At 57.4% G+C, this 25193-nt stretch carries 23 protein-coding genes; 18 read left to right on the top strand and 5 right to left on the bottom strand.

Going from position 1 to position 25193, the window contains the following annotated elements; all coding sequences use genetic code 11:
* The first annotated feature begins 121 nt into the window (after positions 1–121).
* Genes L2W48_RS02625 through L2W48_RS02615 form a run of 3 tightly spaced genes read left to right on the top strand, consistent with a single transcriptional unit; the run spans position 122 to position 3943 of the window.
* The gene (locus tag L2W48_RS02625) at positions 122–1552 is read left to right on the top strand and encodes a sodium:solute symporter family protein (RefSeq protein WP_236114859.1); all 1431 of its coding nucleotides are present in this window, start codon (positions 122–124) and stop codon (positions 1550–1552) included.
* A 16-nt stretch (positions 1553–1568) separates the two neighbouring features.
* On the top strand, positions 1569–2657 hold the full coding sequence (locus L2W48_RS02620) for an Ldh family oxidoreductase (RefSeq protein WP_236099059.1): 1089 nt from the start codon (positions 1569–1571) through the stop codon (positions 2655–2657).
* On the top strand, positions 2654–3943 hold the full coding sequence (locus L2W48_RS02615; RefSeq protein WP_236099058.1) for a nickel-dependent lactate racemase family protein: 1290 nt from the start codon (positions 2654–2656) through the stop codon (positions 3941–3943). Before L2W48_RS02620 ends, L2W48_RS02615 begins: the two co-directional genes overlap by 4 nt.
* Before the next feature lie 54 nt (positions 3944–3997).
* Here L2W48_RS02615 and L2W48_RS02610 read toward each other — a convergent pair whose 3' ends face one another.
* On the bottom strand, positions 3998–4462 hold the full coding sequence (locus L2W48_RS02610; RefSeq protein WP_005659938.1) for a PH domain-containing protein: 465 nt from the start codon (positions 4460–4462) through the stop codon (positions 3998–4000).
* Positions 4463–4465: 3 nt separating this feature from the next.
* Positions 4466–5965 carry a Na+/H+ antiporter NhaC gene (nhaC, locus tag L2W48_RS02605; RefSeq protein ID WP_005659937.1) on the bottom strand — a complete coding sequence of 500 codons (1500 nt, stop codon included), beginning with the start codon at positions 5963–5965 and terminating at the stop codon, positions 4466–4468.
* 533 nt (positions 5966–6498) lie between these two features.
* Here nhaC and ord point away from each other — a divergent pair.
* From ord to L2W48_RS02565, 8 genes are all read left to right on the top strand, one after another.
* Positions 6499–7548, top strand: a complete 1050-nt coding sequence (gene ord, locus L2W48_RS02600; RefSeq protein WP_005659935.1) for a 2,4-diaminopentanoate dehydrogenase — start codon at positions 6499–6501, stop codon at positions 7546–7548.
* Between the two features lie 37 nt (positions 7549–7585).
* Positions 7586–7894 carry a 2-amino-4-oxopentanoate thiolase subunit OrtA gene (gene ortA / locus L2W48_RS02595; RefSeq protein ID WP_005659934.1) on the top strand — a complete coding sequence of 103 codons (309 nt, stop codon included), beginning with the start codon at positions 7586–7588 and terminating at the stop codon, positions 7892–7894.
* Positions 7891–9300: a 2-amino-4-oxopentanoate thiolase subunit OrtB gene (gene ortB / locus L2W48_RS02590; RefSeq protein ID WP_236099057.1), complete on the top strand. Its 1410-nt coding sequence runs from the start codon at positions 7891–7893 to the stop codon at positions 9298–9300. The genes ortA and ortB overlap by 4 nt, the downstream gene beginning before the upstream one ends.
* Positions 9301–9383: 83 nt before the next feature.
* A complete protein-coding gene (locus tag L2W48_RS02585) occupies positions 9384–9746 on the top strand; it encodes an ornithine aminomutase subunit alpha (RefSeq protein ID WP_236099056.1) in 363 nt (120 codons plus the stop codon).
* A 4-nt stretch (positions 9747–9750) separates the two neighbouring features.
* On the top strand, positions 9751–11955 hold the full coding sequence (oraE, locus tag L2W48_RS02580) for a D-ornithine 4,5-aminomutase subunit OraE (protein ID WP_236099055.1): 2205 nt from the start codon (positions 9751–9753) through the stop codon (positions 11953–11955).
* A gap of 4 nt (positions 11956–11959) precedes the next feature.
* Positions 11960–13324 (top strand): GlmL-related ornithine degradation protein, encoded by a 1365-nt coding sequence (locus tag L2W48_RS02575; RefSeq protein ID WP_005659929.1) that lies wholly within the window; start codon positions 11960–11962, stop codon positions 13322–13324.
* A gap of 18 nt (positions 13325–13342) precedes the next feature.
* Complete coding sequence (locus L2W48_RS02570; protein ID WP_236099054.1) at positions 13343–14404, top strand: alanine/ornithine racemase family PLP-dependent enzyme; 1062 nt, start codon at positions 13343–13345, stop codon at positions 14402–14404.
* A 34-nt stretch (positions 14405–14438) separates the two neighbouring features.
* Complete coding sequence (locus L2W48_RS02565) at positions 14439–16004, top strand: C69 family dipeptidase (RefSeq protein ID WP_236099053.1); 1566 nt, start codon at positions 14439–14441, stop codon at positions 16002–16004.
* Positions 16005–16051: 47 nt separating this feature from the next.
* Here L2W48_RS02565 and L2W48_RS02560 read toward each other — a convergent pair whose 3' ends face one another.
* Positions 16052–17401 carry an NAD(P)/FAD-dependent oxidoreductase gene (locus L2W48_RS02560; RefSeq protein WP_236099052.1) on the bottom strand — a complete coding sequence of 450 codons (1350 nt, stop codon included), beginning with the start codon at positions 17399–17401 and terminating at the stop codon, positions 16052–16054.
* Positions 17402–17502: 101 nt separating this feature from the next.
* On the opposite strand from L2W48_RS02560, the gene corA reads away from it, so the two are divergent.
* From corA to L2W48_RS02525, 7 genes are all read left to right on the top strand, one after another.
* On the top strand, positions 17503–18582 hold the full coding sequence (gene corA / locus L2W48_RS02555) for a magnesium/cobalt transporter CorA (protein ID WP_236099051.1): 1080 nt from the start codon (positions 17503–17505) through the stop codon (positions 18580–18582).
* A gap of 64 nt (positions 18583–18646) precedes the next feature.
* Positions 18647–19255, top strand: a complete 609-nt coding sequence (locus L2W48_RS02550; RefSeq protein ID WP_236099050.1) for a methyltransferase domain-containing protein — start codon at positions 18647–18649, stop codon at positions 19253–19255.
* A 536-nt stretch (positions 19256–19791) separates the two neighbouring features.
* Entirely contained in the window at positions 19792–20409 is a 618-nt protein-coding gene (locus tag L2W48_RS02545; protein WP_005659922.1) for a TetR/AcrR family transcriptional regulator, read from the top strand.
* Positions 20384–20566, top strand: coding sequence for a hypothetical protein (locus tag L2W48_RS02540; protein WP_236099049.1), 183 nt, complete (start codon positions 20384–20386; stop codon positions 20564–20566). The genes L2W48_RS02545 and L2W48_RS02540 overlap by 26 nt, the downstream gene beginning before the upstream one ends.
* Positions 20563–20706, top strand: a complete 144-nt coding sequence (locus L2W48_RS02535; RefSeq protein WP_236099048.1) for a hypothetical protein — start codon at positions 20563–20565, stop codon at positions 20704–20706. Before L2W48_RS02540 ends, L2W48_RS02535 begins: the two co-directional genes overlap by 4 nt.
* Before the next feature lie 87 nt (positions 20707–20793).
* A complete protein-coding gene (locus L2W48_RS02530; protein ID WP_236099047.1) occupies positions 20794–21141 on the top strand; it encodes an ABC transporter substrate-binding protein in 348 nt (115 codons plus the stop codon).
* Between the two features lie 4 nt (positions 21142–21145).
* Positions 21146–21457, top strand: a complete 312-nt coding sequence (locus L2W48_RS02525; protein ID WP_236099046.1) for an ABC transporter ATP-binding protein — start codon at positions 21146–21148, stop codon at positions 21455–21457.
* Positions 21458–22069: 612 nt separating this feature from the next.
* Here the strand turns inward: L2W48_RS02525 and L2W48_RS02515 are convergent.
* Positions 22070–23224 carry an NAD(P)-dependent malic enzyme gene (locus tag L2W48_RS02515; RefSeq protein WP_236099045.1) on the bottom strand — a complete coding sequence of 385 codons (1155 nt, stop codon included), beginning with the start codon at positions 23222–23224 and terminating at the stop codon, positions 22070–22072.
* Positions 23225–23229: 5 nt separating this feature from the next.
* Positions 23230–25164: a TRAP transporter permease gene (locus tag L2W48_RS02510; RefSeq protein ID WP_236099044.1), complete on the bottom strand. Its 1935-nt coding sequence runs from the start codon at positions 25162–25164 to the stop codon at positions 23230–23232.
* Positions 25165–25193 lie beyond the last annotated feature (29 nt).

Raw genomic sequence — 25193 nt, 5'->3', positions numbered from 1 at the left:
TTTATTTCAGCACAACTGCGAAGCGACAGAGAGGAGAGGGGATATAGAAAAAAGGCGTTTGGTGGAAGAGGACGGGTGGAACCCTAGAGGGAAGCCTGAAAGCGGCGAAAGGATGTCGAAAATGAACGTTCAACTTATTATCTTGATAGCTTACATAGCGCTTCTCTTCGGGGTGTCTCTCAAGGCCCTTCAGATACAGAGACGGAGCCATATCGAAGGGGCCATGGGGTATCTCCTGGCCGGACGCAACCTGCCTCCCGTCGTGGTGGCCGCCATGCTGGCCGGTCTCGCCATCGGAGGGGCCTCCACCGTCGGAGTGGCCCAAAACGCCTACACCAAAGGCCTGTCCGCCGGCTGGTACAACGCCGCCTGGGGTGTGGCGGGAATCGTCGTAGGCCTCGTGGCGGCGGGTTTTTTCCGCAAGATGAACGTCCGTACCGTGCCTGAGATGATGGGGCGTATGTTCGGCCCCGGAGCCAGGGTTCTCGGAGCTGTGGCCCAGCTGGTCATCCAGATGGTCATAACCTCCCTTCAGTACGTGGCGGGAGGAGCGGTCCTCACTGCTCTGCTTCCAGACATATTCACCTTCCAGACCGGAATGATGGCCACCGCCGCCATCTTCATCGGGGTCACCCTCATAGGCGGATATCTGGCTGGAGGTCTGGTCAACGTCATAAACGTGGTGGTCATCTACGGAGGGATAATCGCCGCTCTGGTCAGCGCCTCCGGAACCTTTGGAGGTTTCGGCCCCATAATGGCCGAGCTTCCTTCCTCGGATATCTGGTTGGACTGGACCTCCGGCATGGGAACCGCCATGGTGTGTGCCTGGATGGCGGTCATGATAACCCAGGCGTTCTCGGTGCAGGCCATAAACCAGATCGCCTTCGCCGCCAGAGACGGCAGGTCCGCCAGAAACGGCTTCATCCTCGGAGGAATAATAATCCTTCCGGTGGGCTTTCTCTGCGCCCTCTTCGGCGTCATGGCAGCCGCCAAGTTTCCCGGACTGGAGAACTCCGCCATGGCTCTGCCCGCCCTTGTGACCTCCATAAGCCCCGCCATAGGAGGATTGCTTCTGGCCGGTCTCTGGGCCGCCGACATCTCCACAGCGGTAGGCCTTCTGCTGGGAAGCGCCACCCTCACCCTGGAGGACCTGGTGAAGCCCCTTTTCTTTCAGAAGAAGGAGCTTGATCCCGAACGGGAGGTCTTTCTCTCCCGGATCTGCGTTGTGATCGTCAGCGTGCTGACCTTTTTTCTGGCCCTCTCCGTGGTGGGCATCCTCAAGACCCTTACCTCCGCACTGGCTGTCACGGCGTCCTTCACCCTTCTGATCCTTGCCGATCTCTTCATTCCCTCCCTGTGCCGCAGGGGGTCGGGCTTCTGGACTATACTGGCATCTCTGATCGTATGGGCCGGATGGACCTTCTTTCCCGCTACCCACGTGGTCTCCCACGTGATATACCTGGAGTGGCCGGTGTGCATAGCGGTGTTCCTGCTGGTAGCACTGATCGACAGACGGCCCGCCGGAAGGATAATCGGAGAAGACAGGGCATAGGAAAGGAGATACGACAGTGATAGTTTCGTACGACGGACTGACTAGACATGTTATGGACATACTTGAAAAAGGGCTGGGTTATACCGAATCTCAGGCCCGAATAACCGCCGAGGTGCTTGTGGAGGCGGACGCTAGGGCCGTCCCGTCCCACGGGGTGGCCAGGCTGGCCTTCTACAGGAAAAACCTGGAGGGGGGATTCGCCTTCACCGACAGGGAGCCTCAGGTGGTCCGCGAGACGCCGGTCTCCCTGGTGGTCGACGGCAAATCCGGCATAGGTCCCTCCGTGGCGGCTTTCTCCATGGACCGCTGCGTGGACAAGGCGCTGGAGATAGGAACCTGTTCCTGCGTGGTCCGCGACTCGAACCACTACGGAATGGCCGGGCTTTGGGCGGAACGGGCGGCAAAGCGGGGCTGTATGGCAGTGGCCATGACCAACACCAGGAAATGCTGCATAGTGACCTTCGGCAAGGAGCGTTTGCTGGGAACCAACCCCATAGCGGTGGCCATCCCTGGATCGGGAGAGGAGATGTTTCTCCTCGACATGGCGACACCGGTGGTGGCCCACGGCAAGGTGGAGGTCTACGACAGGAGGAAAAAGCCCATGCCTCTGGGATGGGTGGTCGACGAGACCGGCAGCGTCACGGACGACGCGTCCCACATAGAGGACCTCTTCAAGAGCGAATCATCTCTGGGAGGGCATCTCTTTTTAGGAGGAGAGGGCGAGGAGCTGGGAGGCCATAAGGGGTACGGGCTCGGGCTGATGGTCGAGCTTCTATGTTCCGCTCTATCTCTGGGACGGTGGAGCCCCGAGACGTTCCAGGAACCCGGTAGCGGAAGCGGTATAACCCACTATTTCGCCGCCACCAGGCTGGATATCTTCGGAGACGAGTCGGCCATAAAAGACAGCGTATCCTCCATATTGGAATCGGTCCGGCGCAGCGAGAAGGCCGACGGCCACGACAGGATATTCGTCCACGGCGAGAAGGAGAGGGAGGCCAGAGAGAGGGCCGTTCGAGAGGGAATAGAGCTGGATCTGGCCACGGAGGACATGCTCAGGCGCTATTCCGACGAGTTCGGCCTGCCTCAACTGGAGAAACTGAAATGAGCTTGGAGTTCACTCTGTCCTACGGAAAAGGGGAGCTTCCCCTGAGCCTTCCGGAAAATCTGAAACTCGAATCGGTGCTGGAACCTCCGACGCCTCGGGATGTATCCGAGGAGGAAATCGTCCTGGATGGCCTTGAAAATCCGATAGACTCGCCCAGGTTGAGGGACCTGCTCTCTCCGGGCGAGACCATCTGCGTGGTGGTCTCCGACGTCACAAGGGCATGGCAGAGGATGTCGGTCTACCTTCCCTTTCTGGTGGACGAGATACTGGCGGGAGGGGGTAAGGAGGAGGACGTAAAGTTCATCTCCGCGACCGGAACTCACAGATCCCAGACGCCGGAGGAACACGGATTGCTTCTGGGAGACCTGGCGGACCGCTTTCAGGTGGTGGACCACGATTGCAGGGACGCAGACTCGCTGGTTTCTCTGGGGACCACCTCAAGAGGAACCCCTGTAGAGGTCAACCGCATGGTCACGGAGTGCGACAGATTGATTCTGACCGGTGCCGTCACCTACCACGTCATGGCCGGATGGGGAGGGGGCAGAAAGTCCATACTTCCCGGGGTGGCCTCATACGAAGCCATACAGGCCAACCACGTTCTGGCGCTGAAATCGGCTCCCGAGACGGGCAGGGACATGAGATGCCGCTGCGCCTTCATGGAGGACAACCCCCTCCACCTGGACATGGACGAGGCCTGTTCCATGGTAAATCCCGATTTCGTCTTCAACGTGGTAATGGGAGGAGACGGAAGGATCGCCGCCGCCGTGTCGGGACAGTGGAGGTCCGCACATCTGAAAGGCACCGAGTTGGTGAACGACCTGAACGGCGTGACTGTGGATCGAAAGGCCGACGTGGTGGTGGCATCGGCGGGAGGATATCCAAAGGACATGGTACTGTATCAGTCGTCCAAGACGGTGTTCAACTCCATAGAGGCCGTCAGAGACGGGGGTACCCTGGTGGTCCTGGCCATGTGCGACGAGGGATCGGGCAGCGACGAGTGCTTCGAGATACTGACCGGTTATTCCGACCAGGTGGCGAGGGAAAAGGTGCTCAGAGAGAGGTTTTCCATACCTCGCTACGTAGGGTATCTGCTGGCCGATCAGGCCCTGAAGGCGAATATCGTGCTGGTGTCCGAACTGAGACGGTCGGACCTGGAAGGATCGGGGATAATCGCCGTGAACTCCGTCGAGGCGGCCATGGCCGAGGTCTCAAGACTCCATCCCGAAGGAGGATCTGCCTACGTCATACCTCACGGAGGATCGGTCTTTCCCTTCGTAAAACGGTGAAATTCTAAAAGAGACGTATAAAAGCACCCCGGACATTGGTCCGGGGTGCTTTTATCATTGAGTTATCGTGTTTATCTTCGTTCTGGGACAGCTGTTCTTGAGGATGGCCCTTACCTGAGGCTCCTGGTCTATGTCGAAGAGCACCTTGAGCCCCTTTATCTCCCCAGCCTTCTCGAAGAAGGCCATGAACTGCTTTTTCCTGGTGACCAATGTCACGTGGACCACCCTGTTCCAGGGCAGAACCTGCTTCCCCTTGGACAGAAAGCTTCCGGTCTCCCGGATCACCCCCTCCTCGGAAAGGTAGATCCTCTTGGTCGTGCCGGAGAAGTACACCAGTCCCAGCCCGACGAAGACGTAAGGGTAGATCCTGCCGAAGCCGCCGGCGGAGGGACCGAAAAGCCTCCAGAGCCCCGCCGACGTCAGCAGCAATCCCGTTGCGAAGGCGGACTTCTTCATCCAGCCCGGATAGTATCCGGATTTGGACAGGCAGAACACCTCTGAGCTATCCCTTTCCGGCATAGATCAGGCCTTCTTGGGCTCCTTGCCTTCCTGCCAGAAAACCCCGATGTTCAGGTAGGTCATGACTATGGCCACGATGGGGTTGAGGTAGTTCATGAAGGCGTAGGGAAGGTACTCCAGCGTGGGAACTCCAAGGACGGAAGCGTTGTAGGCCCCGCAGGTGTTCCATGGAATGAGGACCGACGTCAGGGTACCGGCGTCCTCCAACGTCCTGGAGAGCATTTTAGCGTGGAGTCCCTTTTCTTCGAATGCGTTTTTGAACATACGTCCTGGCATGACTATGGAGAGATACTGGTCTCCAAGGAACAGGTTGCAGATGAAGCAGGAGGCCAGAACCGAGGTAACCATTCCGCCGACGCTCTTGACGCCCTTGAGGATGGTCTGGAGAAGGACCTCGAGGAAGCCGCAGCGTTCCATGATACCGCCGAAGGAAAGGGCGGAGAGTATTAGAGAGATGGTCCACATCATGGAATCCAGGCCGCCTCTGGTGAGCAGGTCGGACAGCATAACCCCTGCGTCCTTGGCCAGTTCGGGGCTTACCCCGGTGATGCTGCCCTGGGCCATGAGCTGGGATACGGCGTCGATTGTCTCCGCCGCCGCTATCTGGCCGGAAACTGTGGCCTCGTAGCCGTAGTGAAGGGCTCCTATTACGTCGCCGAAGCCGAATCCCTGGAAGAGGGACATACCGCAGGCGAAGAGGATTCCGGCGAAAAGTCCCGGCAGAGCGGGGATCTTAGCTACAGCGAGACCTATGACGATAAGAGGCGGAACCAGTCCCATCAGGCTTATGTGGAACTCTCCGGCCATGACTGCCTGGATGGCCTGGATCTTGCTTATGTCCAGGGTTCCGCCGGAATATTTGTTGCCCAGGAAGATGGTTATGGCTGCCACTATGAGGAAGGTCGGGCCGGTGGTCCAGATCATGGCCCTTATGTGGGTGAAGAGGTCGGTCCCTGCGACGGCGGGAGCCAGGTTGGTCGTGTCGGACAGAGGGGACATCTTGTCTCCGAAGTAGGCTCCGGAGATGATGATACCGGCGGTAACCGGTGCCGGTATGCCCAGTCCGGCTCCGACCCCCATGAGGGCTATGCCGACGGTTCCGGAGGTGCCCCAGGACGTACCGGTGGCCAGGGCGACCACGGCACAGATAACCAGGGTGGCGAGAAGGAATATCTTGGGAGATAGAATATCAAGCCCGTAGTAGATCAGGCTGGGAACGACTCCGCTCTGTATCCAGGAGCCTATGACCAGACCTACCATCATAAGTATCAAAATGGCCTGCAGGGCCATGGTTATTCCCTGGATGATGCCTTCCTCTATGGACTGCCAGGGAAACTTGAGAACGAAAGCGCCCCAGAGCGACACCAGTACGGCGGACAGTATGATGGGAATATGGGCGTCCGCCCCCAGTTTCAGAACCCCGTAGCTTATGAGACCGGCGCAGATGATCAGCAGTACCGCCGCCTCCATAAAGCTGGGTCTTCGGCCTTCAGATGCATTCATTTGAATGTAATGCCTCCTTTCGATATATAGAGATACCCTTTCCTTTCCCCTTTTCAAAAGCGTTCTTAGCGTCTTTTATGGATCTTTTGTCTTCCTGTCTCTCGAGATTAACACCTCCAGACGGTAGGTTTTTTCCGGGACCTTCGCCGTAGTGTGAAACATGACCTCATCTTCTCTAGGGGTTTCGCTTATCTCTCGGAGATTCGGAGATAGGCCGGCCCGGAAAAGCCTAATTTCGCGACGCATATTCATAATAGCACAATAGACCCATTATTGTGAAATGACAGAGATCGTTTTTTTTCGAGCTCCCATGGGGCAAGGGATCGGGGAAGGCTGAAGGTCTGGAAAAAAACTTTGAATAGACCTTTTTTAAGGGGCTGGACAGTTTCGATAATTCGGTGTATGTTGTGCCTAGAGATTGTACTTTTTTTGATCTAAAGTTCATTTTTGGGGTTTTAAGTTGAGGCCATGGTCTATGGAGACAGCGGATCGTCGCTGCGATGGGGACACAATTTTCAGGGGAGGTTCACGAGATGCGTAAGGAGAACGTTAAGGTAATCATTTGGGGTCTTGGTGCGATGGGCAGAGGTATGGCGGAGATGATGCTCAAGAAGACCGGATTCGAGATAGTCGGCGTCGTAGGCCGCGGTGCCAAGTTGGGCAAGAGCATGTACGATTTCCTCGATATGCCCAGAGGGGACCGCCCCGACGTCCTTATCGGAGCCGCCGAGGACGTCATCGTTCCCGGAGCCGCCGATGTGGTGCTTCTCTGCACCGATTCCTTCGTCAAGGGTGCCTTCGACAAGATAAAGTTCGTCGTCGAGAGGAAGATCAACGTGGTCTCCAGCGCCGAGGAGATGGCCTATCCCAAGGCTCAGGAGCCGGAGCTGGCCGCAGAAATAGACAAGCTGGCCAAGGCCAACGGAGTCACCGTCCTCGGCACCGGCATCAACCCCGGCCTGATGATGGACCTGCTGGTCGTCCTCTTCACCGGTGCCTGCGAATCGGTCGACCACATCATAGCCCGCAGGGTCAACAGCCTGTCCCCCTTCGGTCCGGCCGTTATGGAGGAGCAGGGCATAGGCATCACCGAGGACGAGTTCCGTACCAAGAGCGCCAACGGCGAGCTGGCCGGACACGTCGGTTTCTCCGAATCGATCAACATGATCGCCGACGCCATCGGCTGGAAGGTCGAGAAGTTCTCCCAGACCATGGAGCCAATCGTCACCCATGTGGATCGCAAGTCTCCCTACGGCTTCGCCAAGGCCGGAGACGTGGCCGGATGTTCCATGAAGGGCTTCGGAACTGTCGACGGCGAGGTCAAAATAGAGATGGATCACCCCCAGCAGATAGAGCCCCAGCTCGGCGGAGTCGACACCGGAGACTACGTCATCATAAAGGGCACCCCGGACGTCAACATGGCCAACAAGCCGGAGATCCCCGGTGGAATCGGCACCATCGCTATGTGCGTCAACATGATCCCTCACGTCATCAACTCCCGTCCGGGTCTCAAGACCATGCTGGACCTGCCGGTGCCCAGAGCAATAATGGGCGACGTCAGGGCCATGATCGAGGAGGATTAGCTACTCCTCGCTAAGTTCGGAAGGAGTGAAGGCAACCATGGAACAGGCAAGAAAAGGAGACTGGGTCCAGGTCCGCCAGACGGTCCTGACCCCCGAAGGCAGGGCGCCTCAGGTGCCGGACGACACGAAGAAGACCCCTCTTCTGCTCTGGGTGAAGGGATTCGCCCAGTCCGACGGCAAGATCGGAGACGATATAACCGTCGAGACCATGACCGGCAGAAAGGTAACGGGAGAGCTCTGCGCCATCGATCCCCGCTACGTCCACGACTTCGGCGACTTCGTTCCCGAGTTCCTCAAGGTGGACGTCCAGCTCAAGAAGCTCATGAAGGGGGAGGTGGCGAGATGACCCTTGACATGTCCTATGAGGCCGTAATGGGCCGCAAGAACGAAATAATGAAGAAGGCCATCGGCATAGACTATACCGGCTTCGAGAGCGGCGGCATCTCCTTCGACTACGAAAGGATGATGAAGGAGGCCGGTTACTCCCTCGAAGAGATCCAGGATATTCAGGGAGAGACGGGTGTCGGGAACACTCCTCTGCTGGAGATGAAGAACATCACAGCCCTGGCGAGGAAATACGCCCCGAAGGGCAAGGGAGCCAGGATCTTCGTCAAGGACGAGGCGGCCAACCCCTCCGGCAGTTTCAAGGCCCGCAGGGCCGCCACTGCCGTTTATCACGCCAAGAAGCACGGCTACAAGGGCGTCATAGCCGCCACCAGCGGCAACTACGGAGCCGCCGTGGCCTCTCAGGCCGCCATGCACGGTCTGGAATGCATAATAATTCAGGAATGTTATGATAGTAGGATGATAGGTCAGCCGGAGATACTGGAGAAGCAGAGGGCCTGCGAGGCATACGGTGCCGAGGTCGTCCAGCTCACCGTAGGTCCCGAGCTGTTCTATACCTTTCTCTGTCTTCTGGAGGAGACGGGCTACTTCAACGCATCCCTCTATACTCCCTTCGGGATAGCCGGAGTGGAGACCCTGGGTTACGAGATAGCCCAGCAGTTCAGGGACAGAATAGGCTCCGATCCCGACGCCGTGGTTGTCACCAACGCCGGAGGCGGCAATCTTACCGGAACGGCCAGAGGACTGATCAAGGCCAAGTCGGAGGGGACCAGGATAATCGGTGCTTCGGTGGATCTCTCCGGGCTTCACATGGCCTCGGATCACGACTTCAACCGCAAGTCCTTCACCACCGGCCACACCGGCTTCGGCATACCCTTCGCCACATGGCCCGATCGGGCGGATGTGCCGAGAAACGCCGCCCGTCCTCTGCGCTATATGGACCGCTATCTGCTGGTCAAGCAGGGCGAGGTCTTCTACATGACCGAGGCTCTAGCCGTGCTGGAAGGGCTGGAGAGGGGACCGGCAGGCAACACGTCCCTGACCGCCGCCTTCGTGTTGGCCCAGGAGATGGACATGGATCAGACCATCGTGGTCCAGGAGACCGAGTACACCGGAGCGGGCAAGCACCCTATGCCTCAGATAAGCTTCGCCAAGCAAAACGGCGTGGAGGTACTCTTCGGCGATCCCGACAGCGAGGTTCCGGGCAAGAACATAGTCTTCCCCGACGACCCCGGCTCCATCAAGCTCAGGGAGTTCGACCTGGAGAAGGCCCGCAGATCCTACATCCGCAACTCCGTCGCTAAGTGCGGAGTTACCGGCGAGGTATCGGCCGAGGACGTCTCGTTCCTGGCCGCCGAGACCAAGACCGACGAGGGCTTCGTCCGTTCCGTTCTGGCCAATCTTTGATGACACGGGCCACGGGCGTCTCGAAGGAGCCCCGTGGCCCGTTTTGGTATTTCTATTTCGTAGTATGGGGGGAAAGAGAAAACATGAAAAGATCCGACGATTTCGAGACCAGGCGCAAACACCTGGCGAACCTTTCCGAAGAAGAACTTAAGGCCCGCTTTTGGGAGCTGGCCGAGAAGGTGGTCGATCCCATGTTGGAGATGGGAAGGACCCATACCACCCCTGCGGTGGAGCGCAGCGTCCTCCTCAGAATGGGTTTCTCCAGCCTGGAGGTAAAACCGATAGTCGAGGGAGTCATCGCCAAGGGACTGATGCCCAAGGGGGCGGGCAACGTGGTCTGGCGTCTCTCCAAGAAGCTCGGAGTGTCGCCGAGAGAGGCCGGATTGGCCCTGGCGGAGGGCAAGCACTGGGACGAAGTGGAAGCCCTCTTCGAGGAAAGGGGATAGGACCATGACGATGAAACTCGATCCCAACAAAAGGCTGGACGTAAAGGAAATCCTCAAGGATCTGGAGAACTACAGGCCCAAGCGTCGGGGATGGCACTGGAGAGAGGGCAGAAACGAACCCCGCACCGTGGGAGATTTCGAGTATCACGAGACCTCCGAGGGGCTCGAGAACTCGATTCCCCTTCCGGGCAGCCGGGGATTCGGCTACATCGACCCTCAGCCGGACTGCGTCATCACCACGGAGATCGCCTCCGGTCGTTTCGAGGACGACATACGCAGGATGCGCATGGCAGCCTGGCACGGAGCGGACCATCTCATGGTCATCCGTACCGCCGGACAGTCTCACATAGACTCTCTCATAGAGGGAACCACCCAGGGCATCGGTGGAATCGCCGTCACCAGGAAGCAGGTTAGAGCCACCAGAAAGGCCCTCGACGCAGTCGAGGAAGAGGTGGGACGTCCCATAAACTTCCACTCCTACATCTCCGGCGTGGCAGGACCGGATATCGCCGTAATGTTCGCAGAGGAAGGGGTCAACGGAGCCCATCAGGACCCTCAGTACAACGTCCTCTACAGGAATGTCAACATGGTCAGAAGCTTCGTGGACGCCTGCGAGGCCAAGAAGATTATGGCCTGGGCGGACATCCTCCAGATCGACGGAGCCCACAACGCCAACGCCACCGCCATGAAGGCCTGGAAGGTCCGTCCGGAGCTCATGGTGCAGCATGCCATAAACAGCATCTTCTCCCGTAAGGTGGGGCTGAAACCGGAGAATATCGCTCTCTCCACCGTGCCTCCTACCGCTCCTCCGGCGCCCTGCATGAGGCTCGACCTGCCCTATGCCGTGGCTCTCAGGGACTTCTTCAGCGACTACAAGATGAGGGCCCAGCAGAACACCAAGTATATGGAGTCGGACCTTAGGGAGGCATCTGTCACCCACACCCTTAACCTGGTGATCTCCAGGCTCACCAGCGCCGACATCCAGTCCACCATAACCCCCGACGAAGGCCGTAACGTGCCGTGGCATTACAACAACGTGGCGGGGGTCAACACGGCCAGACACGCCCTTAACGGTCTCGACGGATTCAGAGAGATGGTCAAGCTCGACAGAGAGGGACCTCTGGGCGACGTCGTCCGTGAGCTGAAGGAGAGGGCGGTCCTCTTCATGGAGGAGATCCTGGAGGTCGGAGGCTACTTCAAGGCCGTCGAGGACGGCTTCTTCGTCGACAGCGGCTACTATCCCGAGCGCAACGGCGACGGAATAGCACGCCAGGCCGACGGCGGAGTCGGAGCGGGAATGCTCTTCCAGCGGGATCCGGACTACTTCGCACCCGTGTCGGTTCACTACGGCTACAACTGCATCCCCGATGAACTGAACGGAAAGGCATCCGCCGCCATAGGGGGAGATACCTTCGAGGATCCCTCCAAGATAATCTTCGTCGACGAGCTGGACGAGCACGACAACGTCAACGTCCGTCTCGCCGAGTTGGAGAAATATTACGAGACCAACCTCATCAAGCCCGAGGTCGAGTGGAGGGCCGACGGAATAATCGCCGTCAACCTCTTCCTTCCGGTGGACGAGCGTACCGCCGAGTTCGCCGCCATAAAGTGTGGCGAGAAGATGGGCCTGGAGGACGTCACGGTGGTCCACAAGCTGGCCATGCACCCCTCCGAGGGAACCTATGTCGAGTTCAAGGGCAAGGTCAAGTTCGATATAGACATAGACGAACTGGTCATCCCAGAGAAGGAGGAGACCCTGTCGGAGGAGGAGATCCGGGCGGATATAGCGGAGAACCCGATCTTCGTCGTCGCTGCCACGGTCGGCCAGGACGAGCACTCGGTCGGACTTAAGGAGACCCTGGACATAAAGCACGGCGGAATCGAGGGTTACGGCATAAAGTACCTCTACCTCGGCACCTCCTGCCCGGTGGAGAAACTGGTGGACGCCGCCATAGAGACCAACGCCGACGCCATACTGGCCTCGACCATAATCACCCACGACGACGTTCACATCAAGAACATGCGCAAGCTCCACGAGCTCTGCGTGGAGAAGGGCATCCGGGATAAGGTGATACTGGCCTGCGGCGGAACCCAGGTTACCAACGAGATAGCCAAGGACGCCGGAATGGACGCCGGTTTCGGCCGAGGATCCAAGGGAATCGACGTGGCCAGCTTCCTTATCAAGTACCGTAGAGGACAGGTGGACTAAAAAGATGAAAGTAGCCGTGTTGGTCGCGGAAATAGGGAGCACCACCACGGTGGTCAACGCCTTCGACGGTATCGGCGGTCCCTGCCCCAGTTTCATCGGGCAGGGACAGTCCTACACGTCGGTACTGGAAGGCGATGTCACCGTCGGCCTGAGAGGCGCCGTAGAAGATCTGAAATCCAATCTGGGGATCGAAGATCTATCCTGGGACGAGATGCTTGCCACCTCCAGCGCCGCCGGGGGGCTCAGAATGAGTGTCCACGGCCTGGTCTACGACATGACGGTGAGAGCCGCCAAGGAGGCGGCCCTCGGTGCGGGAGGTATACTCAAGCACGTCACGGCGGGAAAGATGCGTCGTACCGACCTGAAAAAGATCTCCGAGATAAAGCCCAACATAATACTTGTGGCCGGAGGGGTCGACTACGGCGAAAGGGACACGGCGCTTCATAATTTCGAGCTGGTAGCGGAGCTCGGACTGGAGATCCCGGTCATATACGCTGGAAACGTCGAAAACCAGGAAGAGGTAAAAGAGATCGCCGAGGAAAAGGGAATCAGACTCTACGTGGTGGAGAACGTCTATCCCAGGGTCGACCAGCTCAACGTCGAGCCCACCAGAGCGGTCATTCAGCAGGTCTTCGAGGAGCACATCATCCACGCTCCCGGAATGACCACCGTTCGAGACATGATAGACGGCCCCATCCTGCCGACCCCCGGGGCGGTCATGGAGGCCGCCAAGGTGCTCAAGGAAGCCATAGGCGACCTGGTCATCTTCGACGTGGGAGGAGCCACCACCGATGTCCACTCGGTCACAGAAGGAAGCGAGGAGATCTCCCGGCTTCTGGTGAGCCCCGAGCCCGAGGCCAAGAGGACCGTCGAGGGAGACCTGGGAGTCTACGTCAACATGAGACACATAGTCGAGACCATGGGTCGAGACGAGCTGATCAAGGACTTCCCCGACCTGGACGAACTCCTGGAGAGCGCCAAGGCCATACCGGACACGGATCGGGCCAAGGTGTTCGTCGAGAGGCTGGCTCAGGAAGCCATGTTGACCGCCATGGAGAGACACGCCGGAAGGCTTCGCCAGCTCTACGGTGCCTCCGGCAAGAGAACCATCGCCGAGGGCAAGGACCTCACCGCGGTAAAATACGTCATAGGAACCGGAGGGGCCCTCACCAGACTCCCTCAGCACAGAAAGATACTCTCCACCGCCACCACCCACGGCAAGGGACTGGAGTTGTTCCCCAAATCGGACGCTAAGATACTGGTGGACAACGACTACATAATGGCATCCCTGGGAGTGCTGTCAAAACGCTATCCCGAGGACGCCCTGAAGCTCATGCTTTCGAGCCTGCACTGGGACGAGAAAGACTGAACCGAGGAGGGAAAGGTAATGAGATATCCCGCGCTTATAGTGGACAGGGAGAAGCTTAAGGAGAACACCTCGAAGCTCGCCAAGGAGTGCCACGATCGGGGGATCAAGGTCGCCGCGGTCAGCAAGGTGTACTGCGGAATGCCTGAGATAGCCTCGGTCCAGGCAGAGTCGGGAGTCGACTGGATCGCCGACAGTCGTCTGGAGAACCTGGCCAAGATGAGGGATATCGACATACCAAAGATACTCCTCCGGCTTCCCATGATCTCCCAGGCCCGAGAGACGGTAGAGCTCGCCGACATGAGCTTCGTCTCCGAGGTGGACACCTGCCGGGCCCTGTCGAAGGCCGCAGTGGCTATGAAAAAGGAACACCAGGTGCTGCTCATGGTGGATGTAGGAGACCTCCGGGAAGGGGTTTGGCCCGACAGGGCTGTGGATACCGCCCGGGAAATAGCGTCCATGCCGGGGCTGATCCTGAAGGGAATCGGGACCAACCTCAGCTGCTACGGAGCGGTGCTTCCCAGTCCGGAAAACCTGGGACAGCTTGTCTCGGTCGCCGACTCCATAGAGTCCGAATGCGGAATCCATCTCGACATAGTCTCCGGAGGAAACTCGTCCTCCATAAGACTGCTTCTCTCGGGGGGCATCCCGGAGAGGGTCAACATGCTCCGCCTGGGCGAGTCCATGACCATAGGCAAGGAGACCGCCGACTGCACCGTGATTCCCGGGCTACACAGCGACGTCTTCACCTTCGCCGCCGAGGTCATAGAGCTCAAGACCAAGCCATCGATCCCCATAGGTAAAAAGGGACTGGACGCCTTCGGTCACGAGCCGGTCTTCGAGGACAGAGGTCTCAGAAAGAGGGCCATCGTCGCGGTGGGTCAGCAGGACATGAGGCTCGATGCCATCTCTCCGAGAGACGAGAAGACCGACATCCTCGGAGCCAGCAGCGACCACATGATACTTGACGTGACCGACGGCGAGAGGGACCTGAAGATAGGCGACGTGATCGAGTTCGACCTGTCCTACGGAGGGGTCCTGGCCGCCAGTACCAGTTCCTACGTCACAAAGGAGATTCTTTGACGTTTTTAGATCATTCTTTAGGGGGTCCTGTTTAATGTTAAAAACACGTATCGGTGTGGCAGTCCTGACATGTGCTCTCGTCTGTCTCGGGTCGGTGACGTCTTGGGCATGTACCGCTGTTTTTGTGGGAAAAGACGCCTCCGCTACCGGTCATCCACTGGTCGCCAGGATGGAGGACGGAGCTTCAGCAGTATCTAAATATCTCGTCGTGACGCCAGCGAGGGAAATCGCGGATGGCGAGACCGAGACCTTCTTCAACGGGCTGGAGTGGGGCTATCCTGAGGATATGGATGAGAGCCTTCGGTTCTTCTCCATGCCGGACTTTTGCTATCAAGATCACAGCGAGGATTCGTGGGACGGAGGGCTTTGGCCCTACAGTGCAGCCGGTATCAACGGCGCCGGAGTGGTGGTTACCGCCACTGAGACGGAGGACCGAAACTTGCTGTCCGAGAAGGTCGACCCCGGAACGCCTAACGGAGTGGAGGAATGCATGATTCCTGCTCTTATCCTGCCCCGTGCCAGGTCTGCCCGAGAGGGAGTTGCGATACTGGGGGCCGCCGTAGAAAAATTTGGCAGTGCTAAAGATCCCTACGATGACGACGGCAAGGGAGAGATCGCCGGATTGGCCATAGCGGATCACGACGAAATATGGTACGTGGAATACGCTGGCCATCAGTGGGCCGCCGTGAGGATCCCCGACGATATGTACGTTGTTAACGGTAATATAACCAGGATAGACGGATTCGACGTGGAGGACGCTCTGGGAGAGAGGAAAAACTTTATGGGATCTTCCGAGGTGTTTTCCTTCGCCCTCAAAAACGGACTTCCCGGGGTAGACCCTGAGGACCTACGCGACTTCGACTTCGCTGCCGCCTACGGTGACGTCAGTGACGAGAACATGGCTAAAGGTTCCGGCGTGAGAAACTGGTGGGGTCAGAGAATGTTCAGCCCCTCGATCAAACAGGCTCCGGGAAAAGCCAGATATCCCTTCCTCATGAAGCCCGACGAGCCTATCTCGATGGAAAAGCTTATAACCTTCTTCCGTTCCGATCAGTACAGCTATGACCATGATTTCGACTTCGAGGACTACAGGGTGGTCTCGAGGGAGAGCAACATGGAGACCCACATATTCGACATGGGCGAGACGGAGTCAACTCCCTGGCAGGTGGGGGTGGTCATGTGGGTGGCCCTAGGGCCGGCAAAGGACAGCGTCTATCTACCTTTCCACGGAGGGCTAGAGAGGAGTCCTGAGGGATTCACCGTCGGAACCGACGTCTACGACTCCGAATCTGCCTCCTGGGCCTTCCGGTCCGTTTCAGCTTTGGCTCGCAACAATATAGAGTGGCGAAAGAGGCTTCAGGACTTCTGGTCAGACTATCAGAAGATTCTTTTCGACCAAGAGAAAAAGGCTTCCGAGAAGGCCCTCGATATGTGGAATTCCGGGGATCACGATGGAGCCGTAGCATTCCTGTCGGAGAGGGATATCGCCATGGCGGAGAGGGCCGTTGAGGTAGCTCGATCTCTTGAGTCCCAGCTAATTACAGCGCTGGCCCAGGGTGATGACGGCGACTTCCAGCCCAAGATGGAAGACTTCGAGTAAGAGAGAATTGAAGGTCGGGAGGGGAACCCCTCCCGACCTTCTTTCTTCTATTCCTTAAGCTTGCTCCATCCGTCCTCTGCCGCCGCCACTATGGCGTTGGAGGCTGGGAAAAAGGTCTGCCAGGGCTGGGAGCAGTAGTCGAAAGACATCAGATCCTTCACGGAGAAACCGGCCTTTATTGCCATGGTCAGAGTGTCGATCCTCTCCGCTACCGCCTCGCCTCCGACAACCTGGCCCCCCACCAGTTTGCCCTCCTCGGTGAATATCAACTTCACCGTCACCTCGGTGGCTCCGGGCATCATGGGGAACCTGGTGGTGGTCTTACCCTTTCCCGTAACCACCTTCATCCCCTTCTTTACGCAGGTCTCCTCGGAAAAGCCCACTCCTCCGATTCTCAGGGGATCGACGACGGTGGCTGCTCCGTTGACGAAGCCGTCGTAGGTCCAGTTCGTTCCCATCATGTTTCTGGCCGCCACCTTGGCCATGGGAACAGCGTTGGTCGCCAGCTTGCCTCCGATGATCTCCTCGTCCAGGAAGGATCGATACTGACACACGTCCCCGGCGGCCCATACGTCGGGAACTCCTGTCTCCATCCTCTCGTTGACCAGTATCCCCATAGGCCCTATGGGGATCTCCGTTCCCTTCAATATGTCCACCTCGGGCCTTACTCCTACGGAGACTATGATCAGATCGTCCTCCCCTTCGTCGTTGAGAACGATCTCCCTTCCGTCGGACAAAACGGCCTTGGATACGACCTCGCCTCTTCTCTCGAGGGAATCTACCCCCACTCCGGTGATCAGATCTATTCCCTTATCCCTCAGCCCTGCCTCGACCTCCGAGACCATATCTCCGTCCATCATGGCGGGAAGAACGTGCTTCGCCATCTCCACCATATAGGTGTCCAGCCCCCTCTTTTTGAGGGCCTGGGCCATCTCTATGCCGATGTTTCCGGCCCCTATAACTAAAGCCTTCCGAGAGCCGGGGGTTATTGCCTTCAGTATGGCCCTTAGATCCTCCTCGGTCTTTACGGGAAAGGTGTTTTTAGCCCCTGCCATTCCCTCCAGAGGGGGCATAACCGGCCTGGCTCCCAGGGCGATGAGAAGCTTGTCGTAGGGCAGTTCGTCGCCGGAGGAGACCTTCACCGTCTTCTTGTCGAAATCCACCTCGGTAGCACTGTCCTTTATCAGTTTGGTCCCGGTCTCTGTGACTATATCGTCCGACTTGCAAACCCCGTCGGTCTCCAAAAGCCCTTCGACCACGTAGGGAATGGCGCAATAGATCAGGCTGGAGGGCTCGGGCCTCACCATGGTGACGTCCCAATCCGGTCTGTTCTTCCTCAACATCTTGGAGGCGGTTATACCAGCCGGGCCTCCTCCTAAAATAACGATCTTCTCCACCAAGACCACTCTCCTTCCAGAATATCTGGAGGCAATATACCACCATAGGGTATATTGCACAAGTGCCGGATAACATAAAATGATCTAGGGGGGAATGAACGATGAATAAAAGAAAGAGAAAAAAGTGGTCTGCCCGTCAGAGCTCCAAAAGAGGAACCGTTCCGGGAACTCCGGTCTTCATCGGAGAATCCAGGTCCGAGGCCGTCCGAATAGGATCGATCAGTTACGATAGGGGAGATCTGGTCGAGAAGGGTGCCCTCTCCCTCGACGACGTTCATAGGCCATACCGATCGGAAGGGGTCACATGGATCAACGTGGACGGCATTCACGACCTGAAGGTGATGGATGCTCTGGGCAAAAGGTTCGGCCTTCATCCTCTGACGATAGAGGACTTGATGAACACGTCTCAGAGGCCCAAGGCAGAGGTTTTTCCCGACTACCTTTTTCTGGTTATGAAGATGATGAACTACAACGACGAGACCAACTCGGTGGACGTCGAGCACGTCAGCCTGATCCTAGGAGAGGGATATGTACTCTCCTTTCAGGAAAAAGAGGGAGACGTGTTCGAGCCGGTTCGGGAGAGGCTGAGGGCCTCCAGGGGGAGGTTGAGGGGCAACGGATCGGACTACCTGGCCTACGCCCTTATGGACGCGGTGGTGGACCATTACTTCCTTTCGGTGGAGCGTATCGGAGATGTCATAGAGGACATGGACGACAGGCTGCTTAGCGACCCCAGGTCCGACGATCTCCAGAGGATACACGAACTCAAGAGAGACGTCATGACCCTCAGAAAGGCGGTCTGGCCTCTCAGGGAGGCGGTGGGAAAACTCCAGAAATCGGATGCATCGTTTTTTGGAAACGACCTCGACGCGTTTCTTCGGGATCTCTACGACCACACGATCCAGGTTATAGACATGGTCGAGTCCTCCCGGGAGCTTCTGACCGGAATGCACGATACATATCTATCCAGCGTCAGTAACAGGATGAACGAGGTAATGAAGGTACTGACGGTGATAGCCACCATATTCATTCCCCTTACCTTCATAGCCGGGGTCTACGGCATGAACTTCAAGTACATGCCAGAGCTGGACTGGCGTTTTTCCTATCCGGTGGTCTGGATCGTTATGATAGCCGTCGGAGCCGGGATGGTGGCCTACTTCAGGAGAAAAAGATGGCTCTGACCGCAGATGTGTCGCCATCGATGGCTAGATTCCGTTTGCATCGTTACGAGAGAGGGGAATAAACATGGATGACTTCATCTCTAAAGAAGACAAGAACAGAATAGAGTCGGGCATTCGTTCCAAATACGTAAACGTCGCGGACAACCCTAAGGGGCTGTTCAGATATCCTGTCGGACGGGACGGCCTTGAAGGATTGAACTACGATTCCGAGCTGATCGAGAGTTTGCCCGATGCTGTGGCCGATTCCTACTGCGGTGTGGGAAATCCCTTCTCTCTCGGGTCTATCGACGAGGGGGACTCCGTGCTGGATATCGGGTGCGGCGCCGGGGTCGACACGATTATCGCAGCTATGATGACAGGATCAAAAGGGCTATCCGTTGGGATAGACATGGTGCCCGAGATGCTGTCGAAAGCTCGATCGAACCTCGAACTGACAGAAATGAAAAACGTCTCATTTCAACAAGCCTCGGGTGAGAGTCTTCCCTTTGAGGACGATAGTTTCGACGTAGTTATCTCCAACGGGGTCGTTAACTTGATCCCGGACAAGGCAAGCGCAATGGTCGAGGTCTTTCGGGTTTTGAGGCCGGGAGGTCGGCTGATGATAGCCGATCAGCTTATGATCGGAGATAGCCAAAAAGACCTGAAGGAAAGGGTCGAGAGCTGGTTTCAGTGAGAGGGTGGTGCCCTGCCGGGAAAGGTTTTCCTGGCCTTGCTGGAACAGGTCGGCTTCGAGCAGGTCGAGCTTGCGGGAAAGACCGGTTTTGACAGTTCGCCCAAAACCGAAGGGGCCTTGATCCGAGGAAAAAAACCGATCGGGAGCGTTCTCTGACTCGCGAAAAAAGGCGTCGCTAGAGACTGAATTTACTTTTGGGCACATCTAAAAACTCACGTTCGAGTTTTCTCGGAGAGATCATTTCGCCTCCGCCCTGTCGCCCCATTCGTGCTACACGACGGCAGATCGGAAATACGGGCTCGAACGGGTTCCGCCGAAACGACCTCTCCGAAAAGTAGCGTTTTTAGAGATGTCCTTTTGATTCTGAGGGAGAGCCTCTCCAGGATGGAATGATCCTACTGAGAGGAACACCTCTGGATCGTTATGTAAGGCCCTGGCGTCCGGGGCCTTCTTTTTTGTGTTTGACATATGACTGACAGTCAGTCATAATTCGGCTCGAGAGTTTGATGAATAATACTTTTTGGGAGTGAGACATCATGCAGGGGAAGAAAGAGGACAAAAAGACTAGACGCAGGAGGGAGATCGTCAAGGCAGCCTGGGAGCTCTTCGGGGAAAAGGGTTTCGACGGCACCACCATAGACGACATGACCGATAGGGCCGGGGTATCCCATGGAACCTTCTACCTTTATTTCTCGTCGAAAGAGGATATCCTTCGCTATCTAGGGGAGGATGTACAGGAGGAGATGCTGTCCGGATCAAGGGAAATAGCTGCGATGAAGGAGCTTTCTCCTCAGGAACGTCTGTTTAGGATAGTCAAATACCTTCTGACCATTCACGAAGGCCAAGAGTTTCGGATGGACCTGCACGACGTGATCCATCGAAAGATACACGACAAGTTGAAGGATGACGCGATAGAGCTTTTTCTTCCTCTGATTACCTCGCTGGTAGAGGAGGGAGTTGAGGCGGGCCAGATGAATATATCCCGGCCCAGAGAGACCGCCACCTATCTGGTCCTTTTGGTGGCGGAGCTTGAGCACAGCGTCGACCAATGGGAGGGTGAAGAGGCCCGTAAAAGGGCCTCCGAGGCCCTTAGAGAGCTTTTGATACGCACCATCGGAGGTGATGAACATGTTTTTCAGGAGGATTTCTTCTGATGAAAAAAGGCGGTCCGTCGTCGGCTCCCTGCTGAGAAAGTTCGGTGTCGCATGCGGTTTCTGCCTGTGGATAGGGGGTCTCTTCATCCCGTATAAGAACGGAAATGCCCTGGAGACCCTCTCGGCGGGGAGCCCCTCACCGAGGGTGGAAAGATGAAATCCCCTCACGACTGGGCCTGTCCCGAATCAATCGGATCCGGTCCCTTCAAGTTCGTCTACTGGCGGAAGGGCGAGGAGATCCGTCTGGACAGGTTCGACGAGTATCATCACAAGGCAACGTGGATGCCGTCGTACTGAAGCCCTTCTCCAATCCCGACGCCATACAGAGAGCTCTGGAAGAGGGAGCGGTGGACTTCTACGGAGAGGAGCTCAAGCCATCTTCAGATGGATCAGGCCAGAGGTATGGACAACTTGCCCATCACGGACACAGTGGGAATAGTCTTCACAATGTTCGACTACAATCAGCGCAGAGCTCCTTGGAGCGACGGGACCTTTCGCAAGGCCATGGCTCACGCCATAGACATCGACACCATCGTGGACGTAGTGGCAGCCGGATACGTCATGCTCCCGGCCGATTCTACGGCGGCGATGGTGGATTCATCGTTCAGCCCGGAAGCCGTGGAGGCTCTGAGGCTCTCCTTGGGCATAGCGATCATCGTTCTGGTCCTCTCCATCTTCTTCATTCAGAGAGGGCTGGAGGTAATAGTGAACCCTAGGCTGAAGGGCAGGTGAGAACATGGTTTTGATGAAAGTGAAGGATCTGTCCGTGAGCTATCGCACGTTCAAGGGGGACGTTACAGCCGTTCAGGATTTCTCCATGACGCTGGAAAAGGGCGAGTCCCTGGGGCTGGTCGGAGAGGTCCTGGTGGACGGAAAAGACCTGGTCCCCATGTCCTACGAGGAGCTCAGAGAGGTCCGATGGAGGAAGATCGCCCTGATAAACCAGGCCGCCATGAACGCCTTCAATCCGGTCTACACCATAGGAGATCAGATCTGCGAGGTCATAACCGTGCAGGGCGGCATGACGAAAAAGGACGCCCTGGTATAGCCATGACCCCTGCTCTCACTTCGGGCATAGTGCTGGCGGACGAGCCGACCACCGCTCTCGACGTGGTGGTCCAGGACAGAAAACTGCGTTGAATCGCCGATCTGCAATCGAAGCTGGACCTGTCCATGATATTCGTAACCCACGATATATCGGTAGTGGCCGAGATCTGCCATAAGGCCATGGTGATGTATTCGGGTTGGAGGAGGAATAAGGGATGAGCGGAAACGATGTGGTCCTTCAGGGCAAATCTCTCTGCAAGATGTTCCCCGTAGGATGGGGACTGTTCTCCTCCGGCAAGGGGAGGCGCTAGGTCAAGGCGGTGGACGGCATAGATTTTTCCATCGCCAGAGGATAGCCTTAGCCAGGGCCCTGGTCCTTGAACCGGAGATGCTGGCGGCCGACGAGCCTGTCTCCATGTTGGACGTTTCCATACGCTCCCAGATGCAGGTTCAGGGAGGAGAGGTGCAGCCGCGAGAGACCGCCGAGGATATTCCTCTCGGAGGATCACTACGTGACCTGTTTCCGAAACGGCGAATAAACGATGGAGCTCCGGATATCGACTTATATCCGGAGCTCCATTATTTCGTTCTCTTTCGCCTTGCGGCTCTCCGATTAGATGATCGAGGCCTCCATAACCGCCTTGGACACCGCCGGGACCACCCTGGGGTCGAAGGGGTCTGGCAGTATCCTGTCGGGGGCCAGCTCCTGGGGATCCAGCACGGAGGAGATCCCGTAGGCGGCGGCGACCTTCATCTCCTCGGTGATGTCCTTCGCCCGAACGGCCAGGGCTCCCTTGAACACCCCTGGAAAGGCCAGCACGTTGTTTATCTGGTTGGGGAAATCCGACCGTCCCGTGCCCACCACGAAGGCCCCTGCCTCCAGAGCCAGCTCCGGCATTATCTCCGGCACCGGGTTGGCCATGGGAAAAACTATGGCCTTTCCCGCCATGGAGGAGACCATCTCCTTGGTCACGATTCCCGGTTTCGACACCCCTATGAACACGTCCGCCCCCTTCATTCCCTGGGCCAGAGTTCCTCGTCTCTCCTCCAGGTTGGTCATCTCGGCGATTTCCCTCTTGAAGGGGTTCAGCCACGGGGCTCCTCTGTATATGATTCCTCTGGTGTCGCACATCATGACGTTGCCGAATCCCATGCGAACCAGCAACTTGGCTATGGAGATGCCGGCGGCACCCGCTCCGTTGACGACGATTGTCATGTCGCTCGGCTCCTTTTCAATCACCTTTGCGGCGTTTATCAGGGCTGCGACGGTGACGATGGCGGTTCCGTGCTGGTCGTCGTGGAATACGGGAACGTCGCATCTTCTCTTGAGCTCCCTCTCGATCTGGAAGCACCTGGGAGCGGAGATGTCCTCCAGGTTGATCCCGCCGAAGCTCTTGGAGATCAGGGCCACAGCGTCCACGATCTCCGATGGATCCTTGCTGTCCACGCATATGGGAAAGGCGTCCACGTCGGCGAAGGACTTGAACAGGGCGCATTTCCCCTCCATAACCGGCATGGCCGCCTCCGGTCCGATGTCCCCCAGGCCTAACACCGCAGTGCCGTCGGTTACGACGGCCACCAGGTTGGATCTTCTGGTCAGATCGTAGACCTTGTTCCCGTCCTCGGCTATGGCCATACAGGGTTCGGCCACCCCGGGGGTGTAGCAGATGGAGAGATCCTCCTTGTCCTTTATGGAAGCCCTGGAGATCACCTCTATCTTGCCCTTCCATTCGTAGTGTTTTTCAAGCGATTTTTGAGATATGTCCAACGTGCTTACCTCCCGTCGTTTCCTTTTCGTCTATATCTGCCGTATGCGAATGTCAACACTGCCGCGCTCAGGATGAGTCCCGCGATATCCGTCATGGTGCCTGGAAAGATCACAGGCAGAGACGCGGGGAATAGCACGACGCATTCCACCTTGCTCAAAGGTATGGAGAAGCATCGGCCCTGTAGCGAAAAACAGAGAATGGAGACCCCTATCAACGCGCTGACCAACGTGTAGGATACCTTGGCGAAGCCGCCTACCCCCAGCAGTGCCGGACCGTAGATGAACATGAAGGGTATGATGAAGGCCGATATCCCTATCTTGCAGGCTGTGAAGGCCACGTCCATGGGCTTGGCCTTGGCTATGCCGGCTCCTGCGAAGGCCGCCAGGGCGACCGGTGGGGTGATGGCCGAGATGCAGGCGAAGTAGAACACGAACATGTGGGCTCCAAGGGGGGCCACCCCCTGCTGTACCAGGGCCGGTGCCGCCACCGCCGCGCATATTAGATAGGAGGCCGTGGTGGGCAGCCCCATACCCAGTATTATGCTGGTCACCATGGTCAGGAAGAGGCCGAATATCAGAATTCCTCCCGACATGGACACTATGGTGCTGGCCAGCTTCAGACCGGCTCCCGTCATGTTAAGGGCTCCCACGACGATCCCCGCCGTCGCGCAGGAGGCGATGATGCTGCACGAGCTCTGGGCCCCCTTGCTGAGGGCCATGAGTATGTCCTTTGGCGTCATGCGGTCGATCCATCTGACGTAGGTCACCAGTATGGCGGTTATGATTCCCCACATGGCCGCCCTTATGGGACTTGCGTTGAGGACCGACAGGACGTAGATCAGCACCAGGAGTGGCAGCAGCAGGTATCCTCGTTTAAGGGCTACCTCTCGAAACACCGGAAGCTTTTCCTTCTCCATGCCGGAGAGGCCGTATTTTACCGCCTCCAGGTCCACCATTAGAAACACCGTGTAGAAGTAGAGCAGTGCCGGTATTATGGACGCCACGATGATGTCCATATAGGGAACCCCTACGAGCTGGGCCATTATGAAAGCCGCCGATCCCAATATGGGCGGCGTCAGCTGACCTCCCGTGGAGGCTGTGGCCTCCACGGCAGCGGCGAACACGGGACGGTAGCCCGTGGATTTCATCATAGGTATGGTGAAGGCACCGGTGGATACCACGTTGGCCACCGAGTTGCCCGATACGGTCCCGAAGAGGGCGCTGGAGAGTATGGCCACTTTGGCGGGACCGCCCCGTCTGGCTCCTGACAGGCTCAGGGCCAGGTCTATGAATAGCTTTCCCGACCCGGAGGCGTTCAGGAACGCCCCGAAGACGACGAAGAGAAAGACCATGGTGGCGGAGGCTCCCAGAGGAACGCTGAACATGGCGTCCATGCCTACCATATAGCTGAGCATGCGAGACCATGAGTAGCCCCTGTGTCCCAGAAGTCCGGGAATATAGCTCCCGTAGTGGGTGTAGAGTATGAAGACGATGGCGATGCAGGGCAGTATGTTTCCGCAGGTACGTCTGGTTATCTCCAGGACCAGGCCTATCATCACCACGCTGACCACCAGGTCCATCTTGGTGGGGGCGATCCCGATTCTGTAGACCAGCTCGTCCATCTCCACGACCAGATATATGGAGCAAAGGACTCCTGCCAGCATGAGCGCCAGGTCCAGCGGAGAGATAACGTCCCTTTTGCTCCCTCTGCTGCCGCAGTAAAGGGAGAGGGTCAGCACGAAACCGAACCCGATATGTCCGCAGTAGAGGATCCACGGCGTGACCGGGCTCAGTATCAGACAGTAGATGTGAAAGAGGGACATCAGAATCCCAATAACGCACACGAAGGCTCCCCATTTGCCCGTCAGATCTCGCCGCGGCAGTCCCTCGTTTTCCAGCTCGGCCAGGTTGGGCTCGGCCGTTTTCTTCCTGAAGAACATGAAATCCCCCCTTGAATACTATCCTGTAA

The sequence above is a fragment of the Dethiosulfovibrio russensis genome (assembly GCF_021568855.1).
Lineage (GTDB): Bacteria > Synergistota > Synergistia > Synergistales > Dethiosulfovibrionaceae > Dethiosulfovibrio > Dethiosulfovibrio russensis.
This window is presented reverse-complemented; position numbering and strand designations above follow the sequence as displayed.